Origin of the sequence: Shimia sp. R9_3 (assembly GCF_017743755.1) — a bacterium.
Classification (GTDB): Bacteria; Pseudomonadota; Alphaproteobacteria; order Rhodobacterales; family Rhodobacteraceae; genus Shimia.
In genome coordinates, this window is record NZ_JAGHRP010000001.1 from 795,315 (window position 1) to 821,303 (window position 25,989).

Annotated in this window: 22 protein-coding genes and 1 tRNA gene; 9 read left to right on the forward strand and 14 right to left on the reverse strand. The window is 59.9% G+C overall.

From position 1 onward, the window contains the following. Positions 1 to 141: 141 nt before the first annotated feature. Positions 142 to 1,176 carry an AraC family transcriptional regulator gene (locus tag J7412_RS03700; RefSeq protein ID WP_209077181.1) on the forward strand — a complete coding sequence of 345 codons (1,035 nt, stop codon included), beginning with the start codon at positions 142 to 144 and terminating at the stop codon, positions 1,174 to 1,176. Between the two features lie 10 nt (positions 1,177 to 1,186). Here J7412_RS03700 and J7412_RS03705 read toward each other — a convergent pair whose 3' ends face one another. Beyond that, positions 1,187 to 2,158, reverse strand: a complete 972-nt coding sequence (locus J7412_RS03705; RefSeq protein ID WP_209077183.1) for a sodium-dependent bicarbonate transport family permease — start codon at positions 2,156 to 2,158, stop codon at positions 1,187 to 1,189. A gap of 209 nt (positions 2,159 to 2,367) precedes the next feature. Between J7412_RS03705 and J7412_RS03710 the strand changes: the two genes are divergently transcribed. Together J7412_RS03710 and J7412_RS03715 are read left to right on the forward strand one after the other, a co-directional pair. Further along, positions 2,368 to 3,270 (forward strand): hydrogen peroxide-inducible genes activator, encoded by a 903-nt coding sequence (locus tag J7412_RS03710; protein WP_209077185.1) that lies wholly within the window; start codon positions 2,368 to 2,370, stop codon positions 3,268 to 3,270. Between the two features lie 83 nt (positions 3,271 to 3,353). Continuing rightward, positions 3,354 to 4,091 carry a GGDEF domain-containing protein gene (locus tag J7412_RS03715; RefSeq protein ID WP_209077187.1) on the forward strand — a complete coding sequence of 246 codons (738 nt, stop codon included), beginning with the start codon at positions 3,354 to 3,356 and terminating at the stop codon, positions 4,089 to 4,091. A 46-nt stretch (positions 4,092 to 4,137) separates the two neighbouring features. On the opposite strand, the gene J7412_RS22090 is transcribed toward J7412_RS03715, so the two are convergent. Then, positions 4,138 to 4,326: an alkyl sulfatase C-terminal domain-containing protein gene (locus J7412_RS22090; RefSeq protein WP_209077189.1), complete on the reverse strand. Its 189-nt coding sequence runs from the start codon at positions 4,324 to 4,326 to the stop codon at positions 4,138 to 4,140. 46 nt (positions 4,327 to 4,372) lie between these two features. Between J7412_RS22090 and J7412_RS03725 the strand changes: the two genes are divergently transcribed. Continuing rightward, on the forward strand, positions 4,373 to 4,789 hold the full coding sequence (locus J7412_RS03725) for a substrate-binding domain-containing protein (protein WP_280637718.1): 417 nt from the start codon (positions 4,373 to 4,375) through the stop codon (positions 4,787 to 4,789). Between the two features lie 45 nt (positions 4,790 to 4,834). On the opposite strand, the gene J7412_RS03730 is transcribed toward J7412_RS03725, so the two are convergent. Next, entirely contained in the window at positions 4,835 to 5,335 is a 501-nt protein-coding gene (locus J7412_RS03730) for an Lrp/AsnC family transcriptional regulator (RefSeq protein WP_209059642.1), read from the reverse strand. A 216-nt stretch (positions 5,336 to 5,551) separates the two neighbouring features. On the opposite strand from J7412_RS03730, the gene trxB reads away from it, so the two are divergent. Beyond that, complete coding sequence (gene trxB, locus J7412_RS03735) at positions 5,552 to 6,493, forward strand: thioredoxin-disulfide reductase (RefSeq protein ID WP_209077193.1); 942 nt, start codon at positions 5,552 to 5,554, stop codon at positions 6,491 to 6,493. A 191-nt stretch (positions 6,494 to 6,684) separates the two neighbouring features. Here the strand turns inward: trxB and J7412_RS03740 are convergent, their stop codons facing one another. After that, positions 6,685 to 7,740, reverse strand: coding sequence for a hypothetical protein (locus tag J7412_RS03740; RefSeq protein ID WP_209077195.1), 1,056 nt, complete (start codon positions 7,738 to 7,740; stop codon positions 6,685 to 6,687). A 262-nt stretch (positions 7,741 to 8,002) separates the two neighbouring features. Here J7412_RS03740 and J7412_RS03745 point away from each other — a divergent pair, with 262 nt between their 5' ends. Beyond that, on the forward strand, positions 8,003 to 9,682 hold the full coding sequence (locus J7412_RS03745) for an adenylate/guanylate cyclase domain-containing protein (RefSeq protein ID WP_209077197.1): 1,680 nt from the start codon (positions 8,003 to 8,005) through the stop codon (positions 9,680 to 9,682). A gap of 148 nt (positions 9,683 to 9,830) precedes the next feature. Then, positions 9,831 to 11,906, forward strand: a complete 2,076-nt coding sequence (locus tag J7412_RS03750; RefSeq protein WP_209077200.1) for a bifunctional sulfate adenylyltransferase/adenylylsulfate kinase — start codon at positions 9,831 to 9,833, stop codon at positions 11,904 to 11,906. Between the two features lie 133 nt (positions 11,907 to 12,039). Here J7412_RS03750 and J7412_RS03755 read toward each other — a convergent pair whose 3' ends face one another. Further along, complete coding sequence (locus J7412_RS03755; protein ID WP_209059652.1) at positions 12,040 to 12,543, reverse strand: fasciclin domain-containing protein; 504 nt, start codon at positions 12,541 to 12,543, stop codon at positions 12,040 to 12,042. Between the two features lie 175 nt (positions 12,544 to 12,718). After that, complete coding sequence (locus J7412_RS03760; protein WP_209077202.1) at positions 12,719 to 14,512, reverse strand: amidohydrolase; 1,794 nt, start codon at positions 14,510 to 14,512, stop codon at positions 12,719 to 12,721. Between the two features lie 304 nt (positions 14,513 to 14,816). Between J7412_RS03760 and J7412_RS03765 the strand changes: the two genes are divergently transcribed. Together J7412_RS03765 and J7412_RS03770 are read left to right on the forward strand one after the other, a co-directional pair. Next, positions 14,817 to 16,247: an SPFH domain-containing protein gene (locus J7412_RS03765; protein ID WP_209077204.1), complete on the forward strand. Its 1,431-nt coding sequence runs from the start codon at positions 14,817 to 14,819 to the stop codon at positions 16,245 to 16,247. A 204-nt stretch (positions 16,248 to 16,451) separates the two neighbouring features. Further along, on the forward strand, positions 16,452 to 16,757 hold the full coding sequence (locus tag J7412_RS03770; protein WP_209077206.1) for a hypothetical protein: 306 nt from the start codon (positions 16,452 to 16,454) through the stop codon (positions 16,755 to 16,757). Positions 16,758 to 16,955: 198 nt separating this feature from the next. On the opposite strand, the gene J7412_RS03775 is transcribed toward J7412_RS03770, so the two are convergent. The 8 genes from J7412_RS03775 to J7412_RS03810 form a co-directional block, all read right to left on the reverse strand. Further along, positions 16,956 to 18,035 (reverse strand): BMP family ABC transporter substrate-binding protein, encoded by a 1,080-nt coding sequence (locus tag J7412_RS03775; protein WP_209059661.1) that lies wholly within the window; start codon positions 18,033 to 18,035, stop codon positions 16,956 to 16,958. A gap of 43 nt (positions 18,036 to 18,078) precedes the next feature. Then, the gene (locus J7412_RS03780) at positions 18,079 to 18,999 is read right to left on the reverse strand and encodes an ABC transporter permease (protein WP_209077208.1); all 921 of its coding nucleotides are present in this window, start codon (positions 18,997 to 18,999) and stop codon (positions 18,079 to 18,081) included. Next, positions 18,999 to 19,289 carry a hypothetical protein gene (locus J7412_RS03785; protein ID WP_209077210.1) on the reverse strand — a complete coding sequence of 97 codons (291 nt, stop codon included), beginning with the start codon at positions 19,287 to 19,289 and terminating at the stop codon, positions 18,999 to 19,001. Before J7412_RS03785 ends, J7412_RS03780 begins: the two co-directional genes overlap by 1 nt. Beyond that, positions 19,289 to 20,368, reverse strand: a complete 1,080-nt coding sequence (locus J7412_RS03790; RefSeq protein WP_209077212.1) for an ABC transporter permease — start codon at positions 20,366 to 20,368, stop codon at positions 19,289 to 19,291. The genes J7412_RS03785 and J7412_RS03790 overlap by 1 nt, the downstream gene beginning before the upstream one ends. Beyond that, a complete protein-coding gene (locus J7412_RS03795) occupies positions 20,365 to 21,912 on the reverse strand; it encodes an ABC transporter ATP-binding protein (RefSeq protein WP_209077214.1) in 1,548 nt (515 codons plus the stop codon). The genes J7412_RS03790 and J7412_RS03795 overlap by 4 nt, the downstream gene beginning before the upstream one ends. A 412-nt stretch (positions 21,913 to 22,324) precedes the next feature. Further along, complete coding sequence (locus tag J7412_RS03800) at positions 22,325 to 23,098, reverse strand: HpcH/HpaI aldolase/citrate lyase family protein (RefSeq protein ID WP_209077216.1); 774 nt, start codon at positions 23,096 to 23,098, stop codon at positions 22,325 to 22,327. 160 nt (positions 23,099 to 23,258) lie between these two features. Then, a complete protein-coding gene (locus tag J7412_RS03805; RefSeq protein WP_209077218.1) occupies positions 23,259 to 25,154 on the reverse strand; it encodes a Hint domain-containing protein in 1,896 nt (631 codons plus the stop codon). Positions 25,155 to 25,891: 737 nt separating this feature from the next. Next, a tRNA-Thr gene (locus J7412_RS03810) sits at positions 25,892 to 25,966 on the reverse strand. Positions 25,967 to 25,989 lie beyond the last annotated feature (23 nt).

Consider the following 25,989-nt stretch of genomic DNA (forward strand, 5'->3'; position numbering starts at 1 on the left):
GCAGGGCAGCCGCCAAATATTGACGCCACGTGCCAAAGACTTGACAGCAGATGCCAAAGGTCAAAGTGTCGATCACGAAAGCGTGATCGGTGGGCGGTGCGCGTGATTGATGCAATTTATGGGTGAACAGGGGGCAGGCGCGTGACGGCAGTGTCAGCGATGTATGCGCGCAAGCAGATCGAGCAGGCTGTGAAGCTGCCCGATAAGGCGCCGCTTTATAAGATCATCGAATTGACTCCGGAGCAGGTGCAGGACCCTGCGGTGATGGTGCCGATTGCGGCCTATCTGAGCCTGATTGAAGCGATTGCGCAGAGCGAGTGGCCCGATCTGCAGTTTCATATGCGCACGAGCCAGAGCATGCGCTGCGATGAGTTCGGCGTGTTCGGGCTTGCGTTCAAATCTGCGCCGACTGTGCGGCAGGGATTGCAGCGGCTTCAGCAATATGTGCGGCTGCACAATCGGGTGTCGGAGTTTGCGGCGGAACCTGAGGGGGACGCCTATGTCTGGTCGATGAAGGGACCGGCGGTGGCGCGGCTGGGCAGTGCGCTGTCCAATGAGGCGGCGATGGCGACCACATTGGTGCTGTGCCGGGAGGCGACACAGACAGCGCTGACCCCGACAAAGGTGGAATTCAGCCACACGCGCGAGGGTAGCAAGGCGGCTTTGCTGGATCATTTTGGTGTGATGCCGGAGTTTGATGCCCTACGGGATGCGATCCATTTTGACATGGCCGAGGTTGAGCAGCCCTGCGCGGTGGGGGATGCGGCGATCTGGCAATATCTGACAGCGCATCTGGATCAGGCGCTGGAAGAGGAAGACAGCAAGGCGCGCCCGTTTGATGCCTTGGTGGTGGAGGAGATCACCAAGCTGCTCAGCGGTGGTGTGCCTCAGCTGGCCGAGGTGGCCGGGATCATGGGGCTGGGGGAGCGCACCTTTCAGCGGCGGCTGTCTGAGCGGGGGCAGACCTTTCAGGCGCTGGTGGATGAGGCGCGGCATCAATTGGCCAAACAGCTGGTGCTGGGTTCGTCCTATTCGCTGATCGAGATTGCCTTTCTCACCGGATTTTCCGAGCAGAGCGCCTTTTCGCGCGCGTTCAAGCGTTGGTCCGGCATGTCGCCGCGCGCCTATCGGCAGGCAGAGCAGGGCGAGAGCCTGGGGGCTCCCGCCACACGATAGAGCCCGTGTATCAGCCGGTGAGGCTTGCCAGATAGAAGTAGATTGGCAGGCCGAATGTCAGGTTGAAGGGGAAGGTCACCCCGAGTGCCAGCGACAGGTAGATGCCGGATTTGGCCTGCGGCAGCGCAAGGCGCATGGCAGCGGGCACGGCGATGTAGGAAGCAGAGGCGCAGAGCACCATCAACAGGAAGGTGCCGCCCATCGACAGGCCCACAAGCGCCCCCGCGCCCCAGCCAAAGAGGGACCCGATCAGGGGCATCACACAGCCAAAGATCAGAACCCCGCCGGAGATTTCCTTGCGGTGTTCAATCAGGCTGCGACCAGCGGAGAGGCCCATGTCCAGCAGGAACAGGGCAAGCACGCCGGTGAAGGGCACGATGATAAAGGGTTCCATCTGTGCAAGGCCCTCCTGACCTGTGGTGACGCCGATGGCGAAGGCGCCAAGCAGCAGCACAATCGAGCCATTGCCGAGGATGTGGTGGGCCAGTTTGCTGTCAAATTTCGCGCCGCCGCCTTTGCGGGCCGCAAGCCAGAGGGCGGACATGATGGCGGGTACTTCCATCACGGCGGCGACGGCGACCATGAAGCCTTCGCTGTCAATGCCGCGCCCTTCGAGCAGGCTCACCGCGGTCACAAAGGTGACAATGGAGATCGAGCCATAGTGCCCCGCCACCGCAGCGGCGTTGAGCGGGTCAAGACGGGTCATGATCGAGAGCAGGCCAAAGGCGACAAAGGGCAGCACAAAGGAGAGCACGATCCCGGCGACGAGCGAAAGGATCAGCGCGTTGCTGATCCCGCTGACAGCCACCGCGGCCCCGCCTTTGAAGCCGATGGAGAGCAGCAGATAGATCGACATGATCTTGGCTGCGCCTTCGGGAATGGAGAGGTCACTTTTGGCAAAAGCGGCGATCAGGCCGAGGAGGAAAAACAGAATTGTGGGCGCAAGCAAGTTGCCCGCCAAAGCAGCGAGGGAGAGGTCCATAAGCGAGACTTTCTTGAATTTTCAGGGGGAGGTGCCGGTGATCAGAGGATCAGTGCGGGGCGGGTCGTCGGTGATCCATAGAGCGGTCCTTGGTCATGCCGCCAAAGAGATCAGGCAGCGGGAGGCATTGCATTTGGCCTCATATCTCTTGTGTGAAACATTTGTTCAAATATAAGGTTTCTTCGATTAGTATAGTTTGAGGCTATGTAATGCGCCCGACATTGCGGCAGTTGGAATATATCGTGGCGGTGGCTGAGACCGGGCGGATTGGTGTGGCGGCGGATCGGTTAAATGTGAGCCAGCCGAGTCTGTCTGCGCAGTTGGCCGAGGTGGAGGCGGATTTGGGCACCACCTTGTTCCTGCGCGGGCGCGGTGGGGCCAAGCCTACTCCCGTTGGAGAAGAGGTGGTGCGCCGCGCGCGGATGATCCTGCATGAGATGGAGGATTTGCGCGCGGTGGCGCGCGGGGGCGGGATTTTTCAGGGGCGGCTGCGTCTGGGCGTGTTGCCGTCAATTGGTCCGTATCTGCTGCCCGGCGTGGTGCGTCGCCTGCATGAGGAACATCCGGACCTGCGCCTCGTGATTCGGGAGGAAAGTACTCATGATCTGGAAGAAGGGCTGCGCAGCGGGCGGCTTGATATGATCATCTCCACCCCTGAGGACCATATGGGCGCGCGGGCCATGCCCCTCTTTACCGAGGCGCTCTGGGCGGCCTTTGCGCTCGATCATCCGCAGGCTGAGGGGGCGGCGCTGGCGCTTGAGGTGTTGGAGAATGAAACCCTGCTGACCCTGGGGCGCAAACACAGGCTTTCGCATATTGTGGAAGGGTTGGCCCTGCGCGCGGGCGGGCGGGTGTCGGATGAATATGAGGGCACCAGTCTGGATGCGATCCGGCTGATGGCGGCTAGCGGCGCGGGGGTGGCGGTGCTGCCCAGTGTCTATGCGGCGACGGAGGTGCGGCGGGGCACAAATGTGGGGCTGCGCAGGCTCGATCACCCGGAGGCGCACCGCGATATTGCTCTGATGGAGCCGATGCGGTCGGAACCCACACGCGGAGCGGCGGTGTTGGCGGAGATTTTGCAGGCGGAGGCCGCTGTCATACTGGCGGAATGATTTTCTTTATGTTTGGTCATGCAAATGAGGGCGATCGCAATCTATTTGGCTTCGCCCGTGTTTGGCGCATAAAGGGACAGGGAATGAGTAAGGGTTTCTGGCGCGTGAATATTAAGAACAGCCGCGATCGATGGATTTTGGTTTTTGTCGTGACCGTGACGTCCCTGATAGGCTCATTAGCACTGACCTCTGTGCTGTCGCCCACCGGCCTATCGCCTCAGGCGCTTCTGCCTTCTGTGACTGTCCCCTTGATTGTTGCGCCTCTGGCTTCGCATTGGGCGGCGAAAAAGATGTGGCGTGTCTATGAGCTCAACCGTGAACTCGCGCGGATTTTGGCGCATGATAGCCTGTCGGGTCTGCTGAACAGGGCTGCGTTCTTTGATCTCTTTGCATCCGATACCGCTCTTGGGCGCGGGGCGATCCTGCTGGTGGATATCGACAGCTTCAAAGCCATCAACCAGAACCATGGCCATAAGATCGGGGATCAGGTGATTGCCATGGTGGCGCAGGTTTTGAAGGTGCAGACCGCGGCAGGCGGCTATGCGGCGCGGGTGGGCAGCGCGCAATTTGCGGTGTTTCTGCCTGATGATCGGGGGCGTGCGCCCTTGGACTTTGCTGAGCGCATTCGCAGCGCGGTGGAGCAGGAGGCTTTGCCAGCGGATCAGGGCAGCGTGTCCTGCACAGTGTCGATTGGCGTGGAGTATCGCGAAGGGGATGAGGATATCGATTCAGCGATGCGGCGCGCGGATCAGGGGCTGAGTGCGGCTCAGGACGCAGGGCACAACCGCGTGCGTCAATATCAGTATCTGGCTCTGGTGTGAGCCGGACGCCGGAGCGGGCCATGCCGCCGCGGCGTCCGGTCTGAATTCATGGCGTAACGATGTTAAACCATGGGTCAAAGTCGTCCATCATTCCCATCAGCTTGCGAAAGGCCAGTGGATTGCCGGTGAATTTGATCTCGCCGGTGGTGGCCAGCCACATGAAACCCGCCTCCTGTAGGATGAGCTTGTCCAGCGCGCTGCGGTCCTGCTCATTATCGGGATCGGCGTAGACCACGTGATTCACCAGCTCCGCGACCCAGCGGTTTTCGCCATCTTCGCCGCTGTTTGAAGAGCCGATGCCGATCGCGTCGCGGCCCGCGCATCCGTTGCAGGGAGTGCAGGCGCTTTCGCTCAAGGATATCGCGGCCTATCCGCTCAGCCTTCCGGAAATCCCGAGTGATCTGCAGGCGCAGATTGCGGCGATGGGCGGGACGTCAGAGGAGCCGCTGCGCACCACGCTGACCACGGATCAATACGACATGATTATGGATGTGGTGCAAAACGGGAATATGCTGACCTGCGCGCCGCGACATTTGCTGCGGCTTTATGTGGAGGATGGGCGGTTGCGGGTGCTTTCGCAAAGCGCATTGCAGCCTGTGTGGCGCGCCTCGGCGGCCTATCGGCCTGTTTCTGCGCTGTCTCCGGCCTCTTCCGCATTGCTTGAGATGATACAGAGCTGGTTTGCACAGCAGTTATGACGCGCCGAGAGCGCGTGGATACGGTCACAAAGCTTGGATGCGGGCTCAGGCGTCGCGGCTGAGACGTTCTTCGAGCACCTCAAACGGCACGCCGGGGGCGTCTTTGGCACCACGGATGACCAGAGAAGTCTTCACGCTCGCCACATTGTCAGCGCTGGTCAGCTCTTCGGTGAGGAAGGTCTGGAAGGTGCTGAGATCAGGCGCCACGCATTTCAGGATGAAATCCACCTCGCCATTGAGCATGTGGCATTCGCGCACAAGCGGCCATTGGCGGCAGCGCTCTTCAAAGGCGGAGAGATCCACTTCGGCCTGAGAGACAAGCCCGACCATGGCAAAGACCTGCACCTCAAAGCCAAGTTCGCGGCTGTCCACATCGGCGTGGTAGCCACGGATATAGCCGGCGTCCTCCAGCGTGCGCACGCGGCGCAGGCAGGGCGGGGCAGAGATGCCGACTCGTTTGGCGAGTTCGACATTGGTCATGCGGCCGTCGGCCTGAAGCTCTGCGAGGATTTTGCGATCAATCGGATCAAGCCGGTGTCCGGGCATGTCTCTGTCTCATTGGTCAAATTCGCGGTTGTTATATCACCAAAGGGCGCGCGCGCAATATTGTTTCGTGTTAGCGCAATATCCTTTTGCGGATTTCCTACTCACGCTTGTTTGTTGAGCAGAGTGTTCCGCTTTTGGGTCTTGGGCTTTCCCTGCGGGGCGGGGATGGCTATATCGGCTACCGACTTAGATTTTGCAATGCAGAAAGGTGCCTTCATGGCCGAGACAAAACACACCAAGGTTCTGATCATCGGGTCGGGGCCTGCGGGGTATACTGCGGGTGTTTATGCAAGCCGCGCAATGCTGGAGCCTGTGCTGGTGCAGGGTATTGAGCCCGGCGGCCAGCTGACCACCACCACCGAGGTGGAGAACTATCCTTCCTTCGTGGAGGTGCAGGGCCCGGAGCTGATGCAGAAGATGGAAGAGCACGCCCGCGCGATGGGCTGTGAGATCATCGGCGACATCATCACCGATCTCGACCTGAGCGAGCGCCCGTTCAAAGCCAAAGGCGACAGCGGCACGCTTTACACCGCTGATGCGGTCATTCTGGCGACTGGCGCGCGCGCCAAATGGCTGGGTCTGGAAAGCGAAGAGGCCTTCAAAGGCTTTGGCGTATCGGCCTGTGCGACCTGTGACGGCTTCTTCTATCGCGGTCAGGAGATCGTGGTTGTGGGCGGCGGCAATACCGCTGTTGAGGAAGCGCTGTTCCTCACGAACTTTGCCTCCAAAGTGACCCTGATCCACCGTCGGGACGAGCTGCGTGCAGAAAAGATCCTGCAGGACCGCCTGTTCAAGAACGAGAAGATCGAAACCCTCTGGTTCCATGAACTCGATGAGGTTGTGGGTGATGAGATGCCCAAGGGTGTGACCGGCGTGAAGGTGAAGCATGTGGAGACCGGTGAGATCACCGAGATCCCGGCAAAAGGCGTGTTCATCGCCATCGGCCACGCGCCTGCGAGCGAGCTGGTGAAAGACCAGCTGGAGCTGCACAACGGCGGTTATGTGCTGGTTGAGCCGGGCACTTCCAAAACTTCTATCCCCGGCGTGTTTGCGGCAGGTGACCTGACCGATCACGTCTATCGTCAGGCGGTCACATCCGCAGGCATGGGCTGTATGGCGGCGCTGGATGCGGAGCGTTTTGTGGCTGAAAACAGCTGAGCTGTTTGACAACGAAACACAGGCGGGGTCGCGACACATGCTGCGGCCCCGTTTGTTTTGATCGTCGGAGGGGGCCAGCCCCCAGCGTGGCTGCGCCACGCTCCCCCCCCCGGAGTATTTGTGGCAGAATGAAGCCGACAGAAATGCCCCCAGAGTGGCCAAATCTCTGATCAGGCAAGGAGGCGGCGCCCCTAGGCTGCGCTGCCGATGGGGGTTTTGCCGGAGAAGAGATCGGCGCAGGTGCTGGCCAAGCCGTTGATCGCCTGTTCAATTTGCGCCAGCAGCGCCTGCACCGCGGCCATGGCAGCCTTGGCCGGGTCAAAATCGGGCAGTTTGCCAAGCGCATCCTGAAGCATTTCCCGCGCTTTTTTCATCGCATCCCGGATCGGTTTGAAGGCCCAATCGGTGAACTTCTTTTTGAGCTTGTGAAACTCGCGGTCGATTTGATCGAGAAAACCTTTGATTTTGCGGTAGGTTTTGCCGCCGAGTTTCTCGCCAAGGGCGAGGAAGCTTTTGATTGTGGCTTCTCCGTAGTGGGCGAGTTGGGCGAGGGCGGAGCTGATGGCGTGAATGGCGTCGCGGATTGGTTTGAGGCCCGCATAGACCTTTTCGATGAAATCGCTGAAATCCACCGCCTTCGTGAGCGCGTTCACCACAGCCTCTCCCGCGCGCTCTGCCGCATTGAGGGCGCTCTGCGCCTCATCTTTGGCATCATTTAAGGGGCGCACAATGGGGGTGAGCGGCTGATCCAGTGCAGCGGCGCAGCGGTTGACGGAAGCGGGTGTCTCGCAGCCCTCATAATGTTTGAGCAGGTCTGCCGTGACGGCTTCGGCGCGTTCCAGAAAGCCTTCGACATTTGCGATTGCGGCCCAGGAGGTATCGACCGGTTTTTTTAGTTCAAAAAACGCTTCTGTGGCCTTGTCGACATCCTTTTGAATGTCGCCCAGAACGGTCTGCACCTCGCCAAGGACCGTGTTGATGCTGTCCAGCGTTTCAGCGGCGAATTTGGCTTCTTCGCCAACCTCCGGCAGCCAAGTGGCGGCTTTGCAGGCTTTCTGCAGGTTGGAGAGAACTGAGTGGATCTCTTTGACCTTGTCTTTCATGCGGTTTGGAGTTTTTTCGATCCGCTCCAGCGCGTTGAGCGCATCATGCACGTCTTTGAGCGGCGTCGAGAAATAATCGATGTCGTTGTAAAGATCGCCCAGATCCCTGTTGAGATCGCTGAGCGGGGAAGCGGGTGCGGTCATGGGGGGACTCCTGAAAAACGAGATACCAGAGAAACAACAGCAGTGCGGAGTATGCCGCATGTCGGGGTGCAGCACGGCGGGCTTTTGGGGGCTTGATCTAGCAAGTCTATCAGAAAACGGGGTGTGATGCAGCCGGCTGGGCAAGAGCGTGTTGGAAAGATCGCGCGCACAGCACATCTGCGCGAGGGCGCAGAGGGTGATCTTGACGCTGGTGGGGGTGTTGGCCAGTTTGAGGCAGGGCAACATTTTTGAACGGGCGCATATGAATACTCTTTGGAAAGGCAACTGGCGGGTGCGGGTGCGGATTGTGTCCGGCCTGATCCTGTTTGCCTATGTGCTGGTGCATTTTCTCAACATCGGCTTGGGGCTGGTTTCGCTGGATCTGGCGGAAGCGTTTCAGGACATGCGCGAGTTGGTGCACCGCAGCTTTCTGGGCAGTGTGGTGCTTTATGGCGCGTTTCTGTTGCACGGCGGGCTGGCGTTGTGGCGTCTGGCGCGGCGGCGGACGCTGCGGGTGCCGATCTGGGAGTGGATTCAGGTGGCGCTGGGGCTGACGATCCCCTTCCTGCTCATCACCCATGTGGTGCATACGCGGATGGCGCATGAGGTTTTCCTGCTCAATGACGAGATGGGCTATATCGTCGGGCTGATCTGGAACACCGGCAGCGGCTGGAAGCAGGCGGCGCTGCTGCTGATCACCTGGGCGCACGGCTGTATGGGCGTGCATTTTTGGCTGCGCACGCAGGACTTCTGGGAGCGGGTGCTGCCGGCGTTTATTGCCTTTGGTGTGTTGGTGCCGGCCTTTGCGCTGGCTGGCTTTATGGTGCAGGGGCGGTTGCAATCTGCGGCGTTGCAAGACCCGGATGTGTTTCCGGCGCTTGCGGAATATTACAACTGGCTGTCGGCGGAGGCCTTTGCCACGCTGCATCACCGGAGCACCATCGCGATCTGGGCATTTTCAGCGGTGCTGGCTGTGGTGGTTATCGCCATGGCAGCGCGGCGGCTTCTGGCGCGGCGGGGGGCTGTGCGGATCAAATATGTCTCCGGCCCTGAGATTTCGGGGCAGCCTGGCATGACACTTCTGGAGATGTCGCGCGCTTCGGGTGTGGCGCATCTGGCGATGTGTGGCGGGCGTGGACGTTGCACCACCTGCCGCGTGATCGTTGAGGAAGGTGCTGAGCATCTGCCGCCGCCCAGCCCGGAGGAGGAGGCCAGTCTGGCGGCGGTGAATGCACCGCCCAATGCGCGGCTGGCTTGCCAATTGCGGCCGGTGCAGCCTGCCACGGTTTTGCGGGTCTTTAACAGCGATGGCGGACGGGTGCGGGCGCACCAGAGCCTCGGCAAAGAGCGCAATATGGCGATCCTGTTTCTGGACATGCGCGGGTTTACCGCGCGCACCACGGGCCAGCTGCCTTATGATGTGGTCTTTCTGCTGAACCGCTTCTTTGATGCCATTGTGCCCTCGGTCATTGGGGCCGGTGGCACGGTGGACAAATACCTTGGCGACGGGCTTCTGGCGGTGTTTGAGCAGGAAGATGAGGCGGCAAGTGCGCGGGCGGCGATGGAGGCGGCGATTGGCATCAGTTCTGCGCTGGCGACCTTCAATCAGGCCCTGAAAGCGGAAAAAGCCGCGCCGGTTGCCATCGGCATGGGCGTGCACCTGGGCACGCTGGTGATCGGGGAAATCGGCGCTGCGCAGCACGCGCCGCGCACCATCATTGGCGACACGGTGAATGCGGCGAGCCGTCTTGAGGGGGCCACCAAGGACCTTGGGGTGGAGCTTCTGGTGTCAGAGAATGTGCTGCGCGCGGTTGGTCAGGATGTGGATCGGCTGGATCTGGAGATTCTGGAGCTGCGCGGGGTGTCAAAGCCGGTGTTGGCGCTGCCTGTGCAGATTGGCAGTGATCTGCGTGAAATTCTTGATCAGGAGGCCGCCGCGTAAGGCAGCCGAATGCGCAAAAGGCGAACACAGCTGTGTGATCACCTGCTGTGTCGCTAAAATTTCACAAGTTTAGGGAGTGTGGGGGCTTTCTTTTTGAAATGTGCTGTGCAATGTGTTCACGAGTGAACATACTTTGAGTCTCGTTGAGATGTCCGACACCACAGTCAAACCCAACCCAGACGAGGAAGATCTGATCTTCCGACTCCTGCGCCAGCTGGATGCTGCGCCGGATGCGTCTCAGCGGGCGACGGCGCAGGCGCTGGGCATTTCGTTGGGTCGGCTGAACGCGCAATTACGCGCGGCGGCGGACGCGGGGCTTATCACGATCAGCGACAGGGCCGGGCCGGACAAGCGCCAGCGCTTTGCCTATACGCTGACCACCCGTGGGGCGACGGAGAAGATGCGCCTCACCGACCAATTCCTTGCCCGCAAGCTGGCAGAATACAACGCACTCCATGCGGAATTGACAGGCTCAGCAAGCGGCCTTGTCCCCATCAAACACAGGACACATCCAATGCAAAACAACCTGGCTCCTATTCCTGAGCTTTATGTCTCCTATGAGAGCGCTCAGAAACTGAAAGTCGAAGCGGCTGATCTGGTCAGCTGGGATCTGACACCGCGTCAGATCTGTGACCTTGAGTTGCTGATGAACGGCGGTTTCAACCCGCTCAAAGGCTTCCTGACAGAAGAAGACTACAACGGCGTTGTGGAAGACATGCGTCTGGCGGATGGCTCCCTGTGGCCAATGCCGATCACTCTGGATGTGAACGAAGAGTTCGCAGGCTCTTTGGAAGCGGGGCAGGACATCGCGCTGCGCGACCAAGAGGGCGTGATCCTCGCGACCATGACCGTAACCGACAACTGGGTGCCAAACAAAGCGCGCGAAGCCGAGAAGGTTTTTGGTGCGGATGACGATGCGCACCCGGCAGTGAACTACCTGCACAACACCGCAGGCAAAGTGTACCTCGGCGGCCCGATCACCGGCATTCAGCAGCCTGTGCACTATGATTTCCGCGGCCGTCGCGACACGCCAAACGAGCTGCGCGCTTATTTCCGCAAGATGGGCTGGCGCAAAGTTGTGGCGTTCCAGACCCGCAACCCGCTGCACCGTGCGCACCAGGAGCTGACCTTCCGCGCCGCAAAAGAAGCGCAGGCCAACCTGCTGATCCACCCTGTTGTCGGTATGACCAAGCCGGGCGATGTGGATCACTTCACCCGCGTGCGCTGCTATGAGGCGGTGCTGGACAAATACCCAGCCTCCACCACCTCCATGTCCCTGCTGAACCTGGCGATGCGTATGGCGGGCCCACGTGAGGCGGTCTGGCATGGTCTGATCCGCGCAAACCATGGCTGCACCCACTTCATCGTTGGCCGCGACCACGCAGGCCCCGGCAAGAACTCCGCAGGCGAAGACTTCTACGGCCCCTATGACGCACAGGATCTGTTCCGCGCGCACCAAGAAGAAATCGGCATCGAAATGGTCGACTTCAAACACATGGTGTGGGTGCAGGAGCGCGCACAGTATGAGCCGATGGATGAGATCAAAGATAAGGATGAAGTCACCATCCTGAACATCTCCGGCACCGAGCTGCGTCGCCGTCTGGCCGAAGGTCTGGAAATCCCTGAGTGGTTCTCCTTCCCTGAGGTGGTGAAAGAGCTGCGCAAGACCCGTCCGCCACGTGCGCAACAGGGTTTCACCGTGTTCTTCACCGGCTTCTCCGGCTCCGGCAAATCCACCATCGCCAACGCGCTGATGGTGAAGCTGATGGAAATGGGCGGCCGCCCTGTGACGCTTCTGGATGGCGACATCGTGCGTAAGAACCTCAGCTCCGAGCTGGGCTTCTCCAAAGAGCACCGTGACCTCAACATCCGCCGTATCGGCTATGTGGCGTCCGAGATCACCAAAAACGGTGGTATCGCGATCTGTGCGCCAATCGCGCCTTACGCCACCACCCGCCGCGCCGTGCGCGAAGACATCGAGCAGTTTGGTGCCTTTGTAGAAGTGCACGTTGCGACCTCGATCGAGGAATGTGAACGCCGTGACCGCAAGGGCCTCTACAAGCTTGCACGTGAAGGCAAGATCAAGGAATTCACCGGGATTTCCGACCCCTATGACGTGCCTGTCGATCCAGAACTGCGTGTGGAAACCGAAGGTGCCGACGTGGACAACTGCGCGCATCAGGTGATCCTGAAGCTGGAAAGTCTCGGCCTGATCAAAGGTTGATTTGAGGCCCTAGAGAAATGAGAAAGGCGCGGAGCGATCCGCGCCTTTTTTGTATGTCGCGCCACCGTTTGCCTTGCATCGCATCAGTTTGCGATCCCCTCTCAGACAAGCGGCGCGTGCCACGGAAAGCCTTTTAGGTTCCTGGGATCAGCACTTTGTCGATCACGTGGATCACGCCATTTGAGGCTGTGATGTCCGCAGCAGTCACCTTGGCGTCATTCACCTTCACGCCATTGCGGGCGTTCACGTCCAGACGCTCACCTTCCACGGTCAGGACCTTGGCTTTCTTGCCGTCGATGTCACCGGCCATCACTTTGGCTGGCACCACGTGATAGGTCAGGATCTGCACAAGCTGATCTTTGTTCTCAGGCTTCAGCAGGTTTTCAACCGTGCCTTCCGGCAGCGCTGCGAAGGCGGCATCGGTTGGGGCAAACACGGTGAACGGACCTTCGCCCTTCAGGGTGTCCACCAGACCGGCAGCCTGAACAGCGGCAACCAGGGTGGTGAAGGAGCCCGCGTCAACGGCGGTGTCGACAATATCCATTTTCTTGCCGTGGCCGTCGGCGAATACCGAAGTGGCCCCCGCAATGGCCAAAGATGCGCCGATCACAGTGGCCATAAATGTACGTCTAAACATGTTCAATCCTCTCCAATGTTGACGTGAAAGCTACGGACGGCAACGGCGGCGCGGATCAGAAAAAACTCAACTCATGCGCACAAAAATGAATTAAGGCATTGATAATAATTGCGAAAAATTTTGATTTTTTGTGTTTGAACAGAGCGGTGTTTTTTGCCGCTCTGCCCGTTAGCGCTCAGTTTTTGCGTGCGGCAGCGTGGGCGACATCAAGCACATGGTGGCCCACCGGCGGCACCAGCAATGTCTTTTGCGGGCCGTCTTTGGCCCGGTAGATTTCGCTACCGTCCTTGATGGTGGCGACCACTTTGAGGGTGTCGAGCGCCTCAGGGTCAACCGCAGTCGGGTCGTCGGAGAGGATCACAAAATCGGCGATCTTGCCGACTTCGAGGGAGCCTTTCTCGGCCTCTTCAAAGTGCTGATAAGCGGGCCAGAGGGTCATGGCTTTGAGCGCGGTCATCACGTCGACGCGCTGGTGCGGGCCAAGGATGTCACCAGAGCGCGTGCGCCGGGTCACGGTGGCGGAGAGCACGCGCATGCTGTCGGGGAAGGCCACCGGTGCGTCGTGGTGGGTGCCAAACATCATGCCTCGCTCGCGCACCCAGCCCGTGGGCGAGATGTTGTCGGCATTGATTGGCCCCACTGTGCGATCCCTGTGCCAGTCTCCCCAATAAAACGTGTGCATCGGGAAGAGCGAGGGGAAGACATCAAGCCGGTCCAGCGCAGCCACCTGATCGGGGCGCAAAAACTGGCCATGGATCAAAACCGGGCGTCGGTCCGCCCGGCCGTGGGTTGCCTCGGCGGCGTCGATGGCGGCGATCAGCATGTCAGAGGCCCCTTCGCCATTGGCGTGGGTGAGGATCTGAATGTTGTTGCCAAAGGCCCAGTTGATGGCGTCCTGCACCTGCTCGGGGGTGGCGGAGGCATAGCCCGCATAGCCCGGGGGATAAGTGCCAACCGGATCAAAGTAAGGCCGGTCGCGCAGCGCGGTGAAGCCTTGCGGGGAGCCGTCGATGGTGAGTTTGGCGCCGCCGATGCGCACGCCGTTGTCGTAGGTGGCGGATTGATTGGCGAGGATGAAATCCCGATCCACCAGAACATCGGGATAGACCACCACATCCACGCCCATGCCGCCCTCGGCGGCAACTTCGCGGGCGATGGCGGCGACCTGCGGTGTGGCGCGGCCTTCCTGCGCGGTGGTGTAGCCAAAGCTTGCCCAGAGTTTGGCGCCCGCGCGGGCGAAGGCCTTGAAGCCCTCATCCCCGACCCCGCCGAGCATCTGGCCCAGCACCATGAAGAAGGCGTTCTCTTCCAGTACGCCATCCGGCTCGCCATCCGCGCCATAGCGGATGATGCCGCCGGGCGGTACCGGGGTGCGTTTGGTGATGTCATTGGCGACAAGCGCGGCCGTGTTCACTGCGCCGAAATGGCCGGATTGATGCACAAGGATGATCGGCACATCGGTAGACACCGCATCCAGATCCGCCTTGGTGGGGTGGCGCTGTTCTGCGAGCTGGGACTGGTCATAGCCAAAACCGACAATCAGGTTGGAGGCGGCAATGGCCTCCTGATTGTCCGCCATCCAGCCGCGCAGGGCCTCTTGCAGGCTGGCGATATCCGTCACGCCCCCGTCAGGTGGGGCCAGCAGGTTGGCCGAAAGCGCCTGAAGACCGCCCATCACCACATGGCCGTGGCTGTCTACAAAGCCCGGCAGCATGGTGCGCCCGTCCAGATCATAGGCGCGGGTGCTCTCGCCCTGATGGGCCAGAAGATCCGCGCGCGTGCCGACAGCGAGGATGCGGCCATCTTTGGTGGCCAGCGCCTCCGCCCGTGGCGCGCTGTCATCCATCGTAAGGATGGTGCCGCCGGAATAGATCGTGTCGGCGATGTCTTGGGCAGAGGCGGGGCCGGTGAAGAGGGCGCTGCAGGACAAAGCAATGGCCCCGGTGACCGGGAGAAACAGATGACGCATACCAAATTCCTTTCGGATTACAGGGCGATTGTGCCTGTGTCCTCTAAGGGCTGTCAAATGGTGGAGGCAATCGCCTTAAAAGCGCGGTTTCAGGCGGCCAAATGCGGGCGATCGCGGGACAGATTTCAAACAGTGGCTTTTGTGCAACATGCGCGTCTGAGGGGCAATAAATACTACCTAAAGGAGAGACGACAGGCTTTCTAAGACATCATGGATTTAGCGGTTGAGCCGCCTGTTTCACGGCATGCAGGTGCCGGAATGCCTATATGGCAGACAGGTGAAACAACAACAGGGAGAGCAGAATTTGCTATTTTTGCCAATAATTTCGATCTTTGTCATTGCTGCGGGTTATGTGCTGCGGCGTTCTATTGAGTTCCCGGACAAACCCAATGTGGATGGCACGGTGAACATCGCCGGATGGTTTGTGAAAGCGACCGGTTTGCTGATGCTGGTGGGCAGCCTGTTTAGCGGCATGTTCTTTTACGCGGAGCCGGGTTTCAAATACCACGTGCGCACCATTCTGGGCGAAGAGAAGATGGTGTCTGACACAGGCTACAACCTCTATCTCTTTGGCCGCTACAATGCGTGGAAGAACGCGATGTCGGTGCAGGCCTCTTCGACCGGACGGGGCGAAGTGGTGGCTGAGGCAGAAAGCGCGCAGATGAGTGCGAACCTTGCGCCAAAGTCGCTGGTGTTCCTGGATCAGGTGGATGCCTTTGTCTCTGCGACCTCGCGGTTTGAACTGCCCTCTGATGAGGAGGCTTTCCTGAGACTTGCGCGTCAGTACCGCACGCCGGAAAACCTGCTGCGCACGGAACTGGTGCCGGCTTTTGAAGAGACGCTGGGTGCGACCGCTGCGTTGATGTCGGCGGAGGACTATTTCCAGGGCGGCAAGACGGAATTTAACAACGAGTTCCAGCGCCAGATGGAAGACGGGATCTATCTTGTGCGTCGGATTGAGACACAGGTGTCTTCGGGTCAGAACCGGGCTGGATCGGCGAATGCGGCGCTTGGAGAAGATCAGGAAGAGTTTGGCGATGACACCAAGACTGTGTTTGTGGTGCAGAAGCTGCTGGATGAAACCGGTCAGCCACGCCGCAAGCAGCAGTCGTTCACCCAGTTTGGGATTTCTGTGACCTCGGCGCGTGTGACCGATGTGAACCCGAACCAGAAATTTAAGGACCGGATGGCGTTGCGCCAGCAGGCGGCCGCGGATCGCGCGATTGCGCGTGAGCAGCGCATTCAGGAAGAGGAGCAAAAGCTTCTGGCCGTGGCGCGTGGTGAACGCGAAGTGGCGGAGCGTCAGGCTGCGGCCAAGGTGATCCAGATTGAGCGGACCACCGATGCGGAGACTGAAAAGCAGCTGGCGATCACGGCTGCGGAGCGGGAGCGGGAAGCGGCGCGGATTGCCAAGGAGCAGTCTGAGATCCTGCTGGATAAGGCGCGGATTGATGCGGAGGCGGTGCAGGTTGCCGCAGATGCGGAGGCCTATGCCAAGAGCAAAATCCTTGAGGCCGACAACGCGCTGGCGCAGAAGCTCGATGCCGAAGTGGAAATCCAGAAGCTCTGGGCTGAGGCCTTTGCCAAGCGGAATGTGCCGACCTATGTGTTCGGCTCCGGTGGCGGTGACGGCGGAACGCCGGTGGGTTCCGATGATGAGGCATCCCGCCTGTTCCAGATCCTGACGCTACAGGCGGCGGAGCGGCTGGACTACGATCGCACGATCGCTGAGTGAGCTAAGGTCTATGAGGTTAGAGCCGGGCGTGAGAGCGCCCGGTTTTTTTGTTTTGGTGGGGGCTGAAACGGGACAGGATGGTCTTGCATTCAATCAGGGCACCTAGGATAGGCAAGTTCGGCGTAAGGGCAATGACCACCGCACGGGCAACCTTGCTGCCGATATCTGATGTCGTCGCCTCTGCTTCCCTGTTAGTGTCAGGACATGCCCAAACCTCAGTTTTTTCGAACAGGAGTTGCGGCCGTTCTTTTGACTGGATGCGCGACAATTCCTGAAATGGTGTCGGAAGATGGCTCAACTTTCGCTCTTGAGCGCCAAATCATTACCTATGCGGTGCCTGAAGGCTCGGCAACCAACTGTGAGTTCGGAGAAGCCCGCAAGCTGTGGGTTTGCGAAGACGGCACGGTATCTACGTTGGCTACAGCACGGCTACCTTTGTCGTTTCGAGGGGTGATGCTTGTGGAGTTTGACGGTAAAACCTTCTCCAGTCCCACACAAAAAAACCAGTGATGCACTCGCTTTTTTGTAGCATATCTGACGGCCCTAAAAGCTGACAGTCGACTATAGCGTTGCCTTCGGCGCCAAAATCGCCCTCCCGTGGGGGAGGTCGGGCGATGCCCGGCGGGCCTGCGGCCCTTTGGCTAGGCTGCCCATACAAAAAGGCCCGCCAAACTGGCGGGCCTTCTGTGTTTCAAAATCAAGCGTGGCTTAGTTCGGGATCTCGGCGGTCAGGCCTTCAACGTAGAAGTTCATGCCTGCCAGGCCGTCGTCGCCGTAGTCAGCGGCGGTTTCGCCTTCTGCGAGCCATGGGGTGCCGTCCTGCTTGTTCAGCGGGCCGGTGAAGGCGTGGTAGGAGCCGTCTGCCAGCGCATCAACCAGTGCCAGTGCTTCGGCTTTTACGTCTGCTGGTACTGCGTCGGAGATTTCACCGATGCCAACCATGCCCGCGCCGATGCCGTCCCATGTGGAGACAGATTCCCAAGTGCCGTCCATGACAGCCTGAGTACGCGCGATGTAGTAAGGTGCCCAGTCATCGATGATGGAGGACACACGTGGGAATGGTGCGTATTCGCCCATGTCAGAAGCCTGACCAAAGGTGATCACGTTGCCAGCCGCCTGTGCCGCTGCCTGAGGTGCGGTGGAGTCGGTGTGCTGCAGGATCACGTCTGCGCCTTGCTCGATCAGCGCTTTGGCTGCGTCGGCTTCTTTGGCTGGGTCAAACCATGTGTAGGCCCAGATGATGGAGAACTCGACGTCCGGGTTTACTTTCTTGGCGTGGATGTAGGCGGAGTTGATGCCGCGGATCACTTCCGGGATCGGGAAGGAGGCGATGTAACCAATCTTGTTGGTCTTGGTCATCTTGCCTGCGATGTGGCCCTGTACTGCGCGGCCTTCGTAGAAGCGTGCGGAGTAAACAGACACGTTGTCGGCCTGTTTGTAGCCGGTGGCGTGCTCAAACTTCACCTTCGGGAATTTCTTGGCGACGTTGATGGTTGGGTCCATGTAGCCAAAAGAGGTGGTGAAGATCAGGTCTGCGCCCTGCAGCGCCATCTGAGTGATCACACGCTCGGCGTCGGCACCTTCGGGCACGTTCTCAACAAATGTGGTTTCCACTTTGTCGCCGAACTTCTCTTCAACCGCGAGACGGCCTTTGTTGTGCTCGTAGGTCCAGCCGCCGTCGCCCACTGGGCCAACGTAGACAAAGCCCACTTTGGTGGTGTCGGCCATGGCGGTGGTCGCCAGACCCAGCGCGACAGCTGCGCTTGTCAGAAGTTTGGTGAATTTCATTTTGGGAGATCCCCCTGTTGGTAGCAGTTTTTTATCATATGCCTCACTGGGAGGCGTGGAAGGTACGGCCAAGCGAGGCGGGTGCGCCGCTCTTGTCAGCCGACATGATAACCAGAACGAGGATGGTTATCAGATAGGGAGACATTGCCAAGTATTCGACCGGAATGGCAATGCCTGCCGCCTGCAAATTGAGCTGTAAAACATTGATGCCGCCAAAAAGATAGGCACCGAGAAGAACGCGCCAGGGTTTCCAGCTGGCGAATACCACAAGGGCGAGGGCGATCCAGCCGACACCTGCGGTCATGCCTTCGGTCCACTGCGGCACGCGAATGAGCGAAATATAGGCACCGCCAAGGCCCGCGCAGGCGCCGCCAAACATGATCGCCAGAATGCGCACGCGGATCACGTTATATCCGAGCGCATGGGCGGCATCATGGCTTTCGCCGACCGCGCGCAGGATCAGCCCGCCGCGCGACTTCTTCAGGAACCACCAGACAGCGGCGGTGAGGGCGATGGCCACATAAAGCACGGGATCATGGGAGAAGAAGATCGGACCAATCACCGGGATGTCAGAGATCACCGGAATGTCGAGTTTCGCCAGTGCGGGCGGTTTGATGCCCACATAGGACTGGCCCATGAGGGCCGAGAGCCCCAAGCCAAAGAGCGTGAGCGCGAGGCCCGATGCCACCTGATTGGCCAGCGCAAACTGTGTAAGGAAGGCAAAGAGCAGCGACAGAACCGCGCCGCCGACCATGGCGGCCAGTAGGCCCAACATGGGGGAGGTGGTCTCCACCGCGATGGCAAAGCCGCAGATCGCGCCCACGATCATCATGCCTTCGACGCCGAGGTTCAGCACGCCGGCTTTCTCGACAACAAGTTCGCCAATCGCTGCCAGCAGCAGCGGGGTCGCCGCCACCATGAGGGAGGCGATCAGAAGGACGGGGTTGATGGCTGAGAGATCCATTATTCGTAAGCTCCCACGGCTACGATCAAAGCAAAAAGACAAATGCCTGTCCCGACCTTCAAAGAAAGGAAACGGGTGGATTTTGGGTGCTGATCATCTGGATTAGGGCGCACCTGCCCAACAAACTTTCTATGTAACAGCCAAAGAAGGCCGTAGATTGCAGCTCCAATGGCAAAGAAGTAGGCCAATATCGGAACTGCTTGCCAGCCTGCGTCCATCACAAGCAAAATCATCAAAATGGTGAGCATTGCTCCAAGCGCGCCCTGAAAAATCTGAAAGAGGGTGCTCATTAGGCGACGCCCTTCTTTTTCAGAACCACGCGGTAGTTGGTGAGCAGGTCGAGTGCCAGGAGGAAAAAGAGAAGCATCCCCTGAAAGACCTGAATGGCGGCAGAGGGCAGGCCCAGATTGCCCTGTGCCAGATCACCGCCCACGTAGGTGAGGGCCATCAGCAGGGCTGCGAGCAGGATGCCGACCGGATGCAGACGGCCGAGGAAGGCCACGATGATCGCTGTGAAGCCATAGCCTGAGGCGAAGTCGATGTTGACCTGACCGGAGGGGCCGGTGACCTCAAACAGACCCGCCATGCCCGCCAGTGCGCCGGAGGTGCCAAGGCAGAAGAGGATCAGACGGGTGGGGTTCACACCGGCAAAGCGGGCCGCGCGGGGGGCCTCGCCGGTGAGGCGGATGTTAAAGCCGAGGATGTGGCGGTTCAGAAGCACATAGGCAAAGATCACCGCAATAAAGGCAAATGCCATGCCCCAGTGCAGGCCTGCGGCCTCGTTGATCCAGCTGTTGGCCGCCGGGTAGTCGCCAAAGTTGCGCGACCCGGGGAAACCGTGGCCGTCGGGGTTGCGCAAAAGGCCCAGCGACATGGAGGCCAGGAATTGCTCTGCCACATAGACAAGCATCAATGACACAAGGATTTCATTGGTGCCAAAGCGGACTTTCAGCAGGGCGGGGATCATGCCCCAGGCCCAGCCCCCCAGCGCCCCTGCGAGGATCATCACCGGGAAGATCAGGCGGCTTTCTGTCGGATAGACCGCAAGCCCCACGGCGGCACCACAGATGGCGCCCATGATGTATTGGCCTTCGGCCCCGATGTTCCAGATGCCGGCTTTAAAGCCCAGCGACAGGCCAATAGCGATCAGCACCAGCGGCGCGGCTTTCACCAGAAGCTGCGGGCGGTAGTAGAAGGCAAACTCGCCAAAGACCGGATCCCAGAAGATCGTGCGGATGGCTTCCACCGGGTTTTTGCCAAGCACGGCAAAGAGGATGCCGCCCATGATCATGGTGATGATGACCGCGATCAGCGGTGTCGCCAGCGACAGGGCGCGGGACGGGGTGGGGCGTTTTTGAAGCGCGATCATGCGCTTGCTCCTTCTTGGTCGTTCTCGCCCACGTGGGCGACTTCCATGCCGTGGGCACCGCCCATCATCAGGCCGATTTCATCAATCGTCAGCCCTGCGGCGGAGCGGATGTCAGACAGGCGGCCTTCGTTCAGTGCGCCAAAGCGGTCAGAGATTTCCATCAGTTCGTCGAGGTCTTGTGAGATCACAACAATGGCTGCCCCTTCGGCGGCGAGATCGAGCAGGGATTGGCGGATGGCCGCAGCGGCGGCGGCATCCACACCCCATGTGGGTTGGTTCACCACCAGCACTTTGGGCCGTTGCAGTACCTCTCGGCCAATCACGAATTTCTGCAAGTTGCCGCCAGAGAGCGCGCGGGCCGCCACATGGTTGCCGGGGGTGCGCACATCAAAGCTCTTGATGATGCGGTTGGCAAAGTCACTGGCGCTGGACCAGTTTACAAAGCCCTTGTTGGTCAGCCCTTCGCGGATGGCCCCGGTCAGCAGAGCATTTTCCGTCAGGCTCAGATCCGGCGCGGCGGCGTGGCCCAGACGCTCTTCGGGGGCGGCGAGAATGCCGCGCTCGCGGCGGGCGTTGGGGCCAAGGCTGGCAATCTCCTCGCCATTCACCTTGATCGCATCCGGCCATGTCAGCGCTTCGCCTGAGAGGGCGGCCAGCAGTTCGTCCTGCCCGTTGCCAGCCACGCCGCCGATGCCGAGGATTTCGCCTGCGCGCACGGTGAAGTGGATGTTTTTGAGCGTGGTGCCAAACGGATTGCTTGGCTCAATGGAGAGGCCAGAAACATCCAGCACCACATCGCCTGCCTTGTCGGTGGTGCGGGTCGGCGTTTGCAGCGTGTCGCCCACCATCATCTCTGCCATGTCGCGGGCGGAGGTCTCGGCAGGCACACATTCGCCCACGTTTTTGCCAAGGCGCAGAATGGTGGCGTGGTCACAAAGCGTGCGGATCTCTTCGAGCTTGTGGGAGATATAAAGGATCGAGGTGCCTTCGGCCTTCAGCTTGTTGAGGGTCTGAAACAGGATTTCGACCTCTTGCGGGGTCAGAACCGAGGTGGGTTCGTCCATGATCAGAAGTTTTGGGTCTTGCAGCAGGCAACGGATGATCTCCACGCGCTGACGTTCACCGGCAGACAGGTCGCCCACGGTGCGGTTGGGGTCGAGCGGCAGGCCGTAGGTTTCCGACACGCGGCGGATGCGGCGCGCAAGGTCGCGCATCGACGGCGGGTTTTCCATGCCAAGGGCGACGTTCTCCGCCACGTTCAGCGCGTCAAACAGGGAGAAGTGCTGAAACACCATGGCCACGCCAGAGGCGCGGGCGGCTTTGGGCTCGGACGGGGCGAAGGGCTGGCCGTTCCATGTCATGGCGCCGCTGTCGGGCTTCACCAGACCGTAGATCATTTTCACCAGCGTGGATTTGCCCGCGCCGTTTTCGCCGAGCAGGGCGTGTACTTCGTTGTGTCCGATGTCAAAGGAGACGTCGTCATTGGCCACCACGCCGGGGTAGGCCTTGGTCAGACCTTTGATGGAAAGGAGCGGTGCGCTCATATGTGATCCCCTGAGTAAGTCTTTGCCTATTGGGTGCGGACAGGCCGCTTTTTTGTTGCGTACACACCCTAGAAACCGGCCCCCCGCCTCTGCAACAGAAAGTTCCGCGCGCCTTGGGCTTTGGGCCGCGCTTGGCTGATGCCAGAGGGCGCGTCTCTCTCCATATCCTTGGTTTTTAAGGGCGTTGCCAGAAGATTTTCAATGAAATGACGAAAGAGTTGCAGGGGAAAGCAGGCAGAAAATGCCTAATTTTTATACGGTTTTGGCTCGTTTGGAGCCGATCTTTGGGCAGATAGCGTGCCATCTGAGCGCATTGACGTTGGGTCCACATGCGCGCTGAGCCACGCATGTGATGTGTTTTCGGAGTGGGGGCGGCCTTTCGCCGGGCCGCTGGTGGGACGGCGGAATCGCCTCAGGTCAGGGCCTTCACCTCTGCTGAAAGCGCGCGGGCGGTTTTGGCGAGCAGGAGCGTGTCCATTCCCACCGCCACGAAGGTCGCGCCGAGGTCGAGATAGCGTTTCGCGGCCTCCTGGGAAAAGGTCAGGATGCCCGCGGCTTTGCCTGCTTTGGTGATGGTTTGAATGGCCTCTGCGATGGCCGCCTGTACCGCTGGTTCATCGGAGTTGCCGGGGAAACCCATGTCGGCTGAGAGGTCTGCGGGGCCGATGAACACACCATCGACGCCATCCACGGCGAGAATCTCTTCCAGATTGGCCAGCGCCGCGCGGCTTTCGGCCTGCACCAGCACGCAGATTTCCTCGTTGGCATTGCTGACGTAGTCGGAAATGGCGCCAAAGCCGGTTACGCGGGAGCCAGCTCCGCCCATGCCGCGCACGCCTGCGGGGGCATAGCGGCAGGCGCGCACGACGGCGGCGGCCTCTTCTGCGGTGTCGATCATCGGCACCAGCACGGTTTGTGCGCCCGCATCCAGCACCTGTTTCAGGATCCAATCCTCATAGATCGGCACACGCAACACCGGATGGCTGGCGCTGCCGTTCATGGCGCGCAGTTGGTCGGTGATGGAGAGCAGGTCATTGGGGGCGTGTTCGCCATCAATCACCAGCCAGTCAAAACCGGTGGTGGACATCAGCTCTGCGGCGAGGGGGGAGCCAAAGCTCATCCAGCAACCGATCTGGGGCTGGTTGGCGGCAAGGGCGGCTTTGAAGGTGTTCTTGGGCGCAGGCATCGCGGCTCCGTCAGGTTTGAGGGTAGTTGCGGCGGATTGAACAGGCAAGCCTGCGCGCTGTCCAGTGGCCTGAGCAAAAACGAGACAGGCCGACCCGAAGGCCAGCCCATCCCATAGCGATATTTGATGTGCCAGATTGCGACACGTGGCGCGTGCGGTGTCAGCCGAGCAGCTTGGCTTCGTCCCGTTTCAGCGACAGGCGTGCGGCAGTGTAACGCTTCAGGCCTTCGAGCTTTTGCAGCTCGGGGAAGAGGGCGTAGATTTCGTCGCGCTGTTCGCGGCCGATGCCATCCAACGAGTATTCGCCGGGCTGGAAGCTTTCGCTCCATGCGCCATCTGCGAGCACCACCTCGTGGTGGTCACACATGAAGTGGATGTATTCGACACCCACGGTGTCGACCTGCTCCACACCTTCCAGATGGGTCAGGTGTTTGGCGGCCACGAGCACCTCGCGTTCTTCAAACAGCAGCTCGGCGCGTTCTGACACCAGCAGCATCCGGTGGTTCGGAGACACCATCATGTCCCGCTCCGGCTGGTTGGGGCCAAGGGTGCCTTTCTTGATCAGAATCGGTCGCAGGTTAGGCGTTTTCATCAGCTCGCGGCCCGAGACATGTTTGCGCCCGGTCCAGCGGATTTCCTGAAGACCGTTGTCGCGGGTGACAACCTTGTCACCTGCCTGCAGGTTTTCCACCGGCACTTCGCCCATGGGGGTCAGGACGCGGGTGCCGGGGGTGAAGCAGACCACCACTGGCGTGTCGGTGATGTTTTCGATGTTGCGGAAAATGGCGGAGCCGGTTTCCACACCATTGGCATCAAGGAAGAAAATGGTGCCGTTTTCTGCGTTGTCCGGATCAAATTCGATACGCAGCGTGCCGCCCGGATTGGCGTCTTCTGCCGCGCGGAAGAGATTGATCGTGTCAAAGTCAACGCCGCTTTCATTGCCGTCGATCACATCACCGGGGCCGACCAGCACAAAAGTGTCCTGATCTTCGCCGCCAAACATGGTGTCGTTGCCATCCATGCCGACAATGGTGTCATCGCCAAACTGACCAAGGATGATGTCATCATCCGCGCCGCCGATCAGCAGATCATTCGCATCTGGCGTCGCGTCAAAGAAAACATCGCTGATGGTCACGTCGGCAGGCGCGTCATCCAGGTTGACGGTGATGATTTCCAACCGTGCCACGGGGCCCGGAATGTCGACCACGACGGAATTGTCGGCGTCTTCTGCGTCGCTAGAGGCAGTGCCGTCTGCGATGGAGGCCTCGGTGGCGCCGTCGCCGTCGATGTCCGCCAGATGCAGGTTGGTCAGATCGCTTGCGGTGAGGGTGACCTCAACCGGGTTGCCCTCAGCATCCCATGCGCGGACTTTTACAACGGAGTCTTCGTCGATGTCGTTGATGCGGAACTGAACGTTTTCAACCGCTTCAGAAAACGCCAGCGCTTGCGTGGCTGTGGCGTTGACGCCGTTGCCGGTTGCGGACAGCGCGCCGCTGTTTGGATTGGCCGCGTCATCGCCGGTGTTAAGGTCGCTCACCAGCTGAGCATCCGCTTCAAAGGATGTGGTGCCGGACGTGGTCAGGGTGACGGTAACGGAGCCGGTGTCCTGTGACTGGGGTGCGGTGATGGCATCGCCGTCGGCCTGCGCGCCCAGATCAACCCAGTTGAAGCTTTCGCGCACAGACTGAACCGGCGGCGTGCCCGGTTTGTAGTCGCCAAAAATCGCGTCATTGCCAGCACCGCCAAATACGGTGTCATTGCCTGCGCCGCCCACGATGATGTCGTCGCCCGCGGGCTCGGAGCTATCGCTGTCAGCGCCTGTTTCGTCGGCAATGATACGATCGTCGCCTGCCCCGCCAAAGACCAGGTCGCTGCCGTTGCCTGCGAAGATCGTATCATCACCTGCACCCGCACGGATGGTATCAGAGCCATCTTGCGTGCTGATGGTGTTTCCGGAGCTGTCTGCGGTGTCGCCTTGTCCATCGACGCTTCCGACTTCGACAATGTCGTCTGTTTCGGTGCCGTCTACGATTCCGGGACCTCTTGGATCAGCCATAGTACCTCTTCCTCTCCGGGCGGTACCGGCTTGAACTGGCTATGGGGCACAGGCCGCAAAAGATCGGCTCCGTGCCGCAGCAAAGCGGTCACAAGCGGCATCACACGGATGCGTATTACAAGTTTTGGTGGCTGCCCCAAGCCGAACTCATCCCCCAGTCGGATGTGAGCCAAATATGCGCGAAATGCGCCGTTATAGAAATAAAAACTTATAAAATTTTGGGAAAATCGACGTGAATGGGGCGTGATCGTGCCGGACTATTGGCTGATGTGTTTCAACGGGTTACGGCTGATTGTTTCTCAATTGGGGCGCAATTGTGGCGTGGCGTGCCTGGTCAGGGCCCATATTTGCGCCACATTTTGGCCATTTTTCAAGTTGGCCCAAAAACTGCGAGAAAAACTGGCGTGGTGGGTGTTTCTGAAAGGGAACCAATCGGGCGCGCGGATCGCGGGTGGGGAGGGGTTGTTTGCTACGCTTCAGTGGTGAGAGGTGATTGTTTCTGAAATCTGCTCAAAGGGCGAGTCGCTCAGGGATTGGTTCGGAGTTGCGCGCGGAAGCGGGCGAATCGCTGTCGTTGGGACCATTGCCGATTGCACTGATTCCCTCAGTGGAGCGCTATCGCGCATGCAGGCTGCATCGGAGCGCTTTTGAGCGTGCATGTTTTATTGCCCTGGCGAGAAATAGGCTCGGGCACTTTTTGCACGATAAAAAGTGATGTTCGTTTAAGGGGATGACGGTGGTGCTGCTGGGGAGGATTGAACTCCCGACCTCACCCTTACCAAGGGTGCGCTCTACCACTGAGCTACAGCAGCGTTACCGTGGCGCGGCTTTTAGG

Bases quoted from the DNA above. Each gene is read 5' to 3' on its own strand.
- J7412_RS03730 (WP_209059642.1), bottom strand. From the start codon at position 5,335: ATGCCCGGACACCGGCTTGATCCGATTGATCGCAAAATCCTCGCAGAG.
- J7412_RS03755 (WP_209059652.1), bottom strand. From the start codon at position 12,543: ATGTTTAGACGTACATTTATGGCCACTGTGATCGGCGCATCTTTGGCC.
- J7412_RS03775 (WP_209059661.1), bottom strand. From the start codon at position 18,035: ATGAAATTCACCAAACTTCTGACAAGCGCAGCTGTCGCGCTGGGTCTG.
- J7412_RS03710 (WP_209077185.1), top strand. From the start codon at position 2,368: ATGCGCCCGACATTGCGGCAGTTGGAATATATCGTGGCGGTGGCTGAG.
- J7412_RS03750 (WP_209077200.1), top strand. From the start codon at position 9,831: ATGTCCGACACCACAGTCAAACCCAACCCAGACGAGGAAGATCTGATC.
- J7412_RS03705 (WP_209077183.1), bottom strand. From the start codon at position 2,158: ATGGACCTCTCCCTCGCTGCTTTGGCGGGCAACTTGCTTGCGCCCACA.
- J7412_RS03745 (WP_209077197.1), top strand. From the start codon at position 8,003: ATGAATACTCTTTGGAAAGGCAACTGGCGGGTGCGGGTGCGGATTGTG.
- J7412_RS03760 (WP_209077202.1), bottom strand. From the start codon at position 14,512: ATGCGTCATCTGTTTCTCCCGGTCACCGGGGCCATTGCTTTGTCCTGC.
- trxB (WP_209077193.1), top strand. From the start codon at position 5,552: ATGGCCGAGACAAAACACACCAAGGTTCTGATCATCGGGTCGGGGCCT.
- J7412_RS03790 (WP_209077212.1), bottom strand. From the start codon at position 20,368: ATGATCGCGCTTCAAAAACGCCCCACCCCGTCCCGCGCCCTGTCGCTG.
- J7412_RS03780 (WP_209077208.1), bottom strand. From the start codon at position 18,999: ATGGATCTCTCAGCCATCAACCCCGTCCTTCTGATCGCCTCCCTCATG.
- J7412_RS03785 (WP_209077210.1), bottom strand. From the start codon at position 19,289: ATGAGCACCCTCTTTCAGATTTTTCAGGGCGCGCTTGGAGCAATGCTC.
- J7412_RS03795 (WP_209077214.1), bottom strand. From the start codon at position 21,912: ATGAGCGCACCGCTCCTTTCCATCAAAGGTCTGACCAAGGCCTACCCC.
- J7412_RS03740 (WP_209077195.1), bottom strand. From the start codon at position 7,740: ATGACCGCACCCGCTTCCCCGCTCAGCGATCTCAACAGGGATCTGGGC.
- J7412_RS03800 (WP_209077216.1), bottom strand. From the start codon at position 23,098: ATGCCTGCGCCCAAGAACACCTTCAAAGCCGCCCTTGCCGCCAACCAG.
- J7412_RS03715 (WP_209077187.1), top strand. From the start codon at position 3,354: ATGAGTAAGGGTTTCTGGCGCGTGAATATTAAGAACAGCCGCGATCGA.
- J7412_RS03805 (WP_209077218.1), bottom strand. From the start codon at position 25,154: ATGGCTGATCCAAGAGGTCCCGGAATCGTAGACGGCACCGAAACAGAC.
- J7412_RS03770 (WP_209077206.1), top strand. From the start codon at position 16,452: ATGCCCAAACCTCAGTTTTTTCGAACAGGAGTTGCGGCCGTTCTTTTG.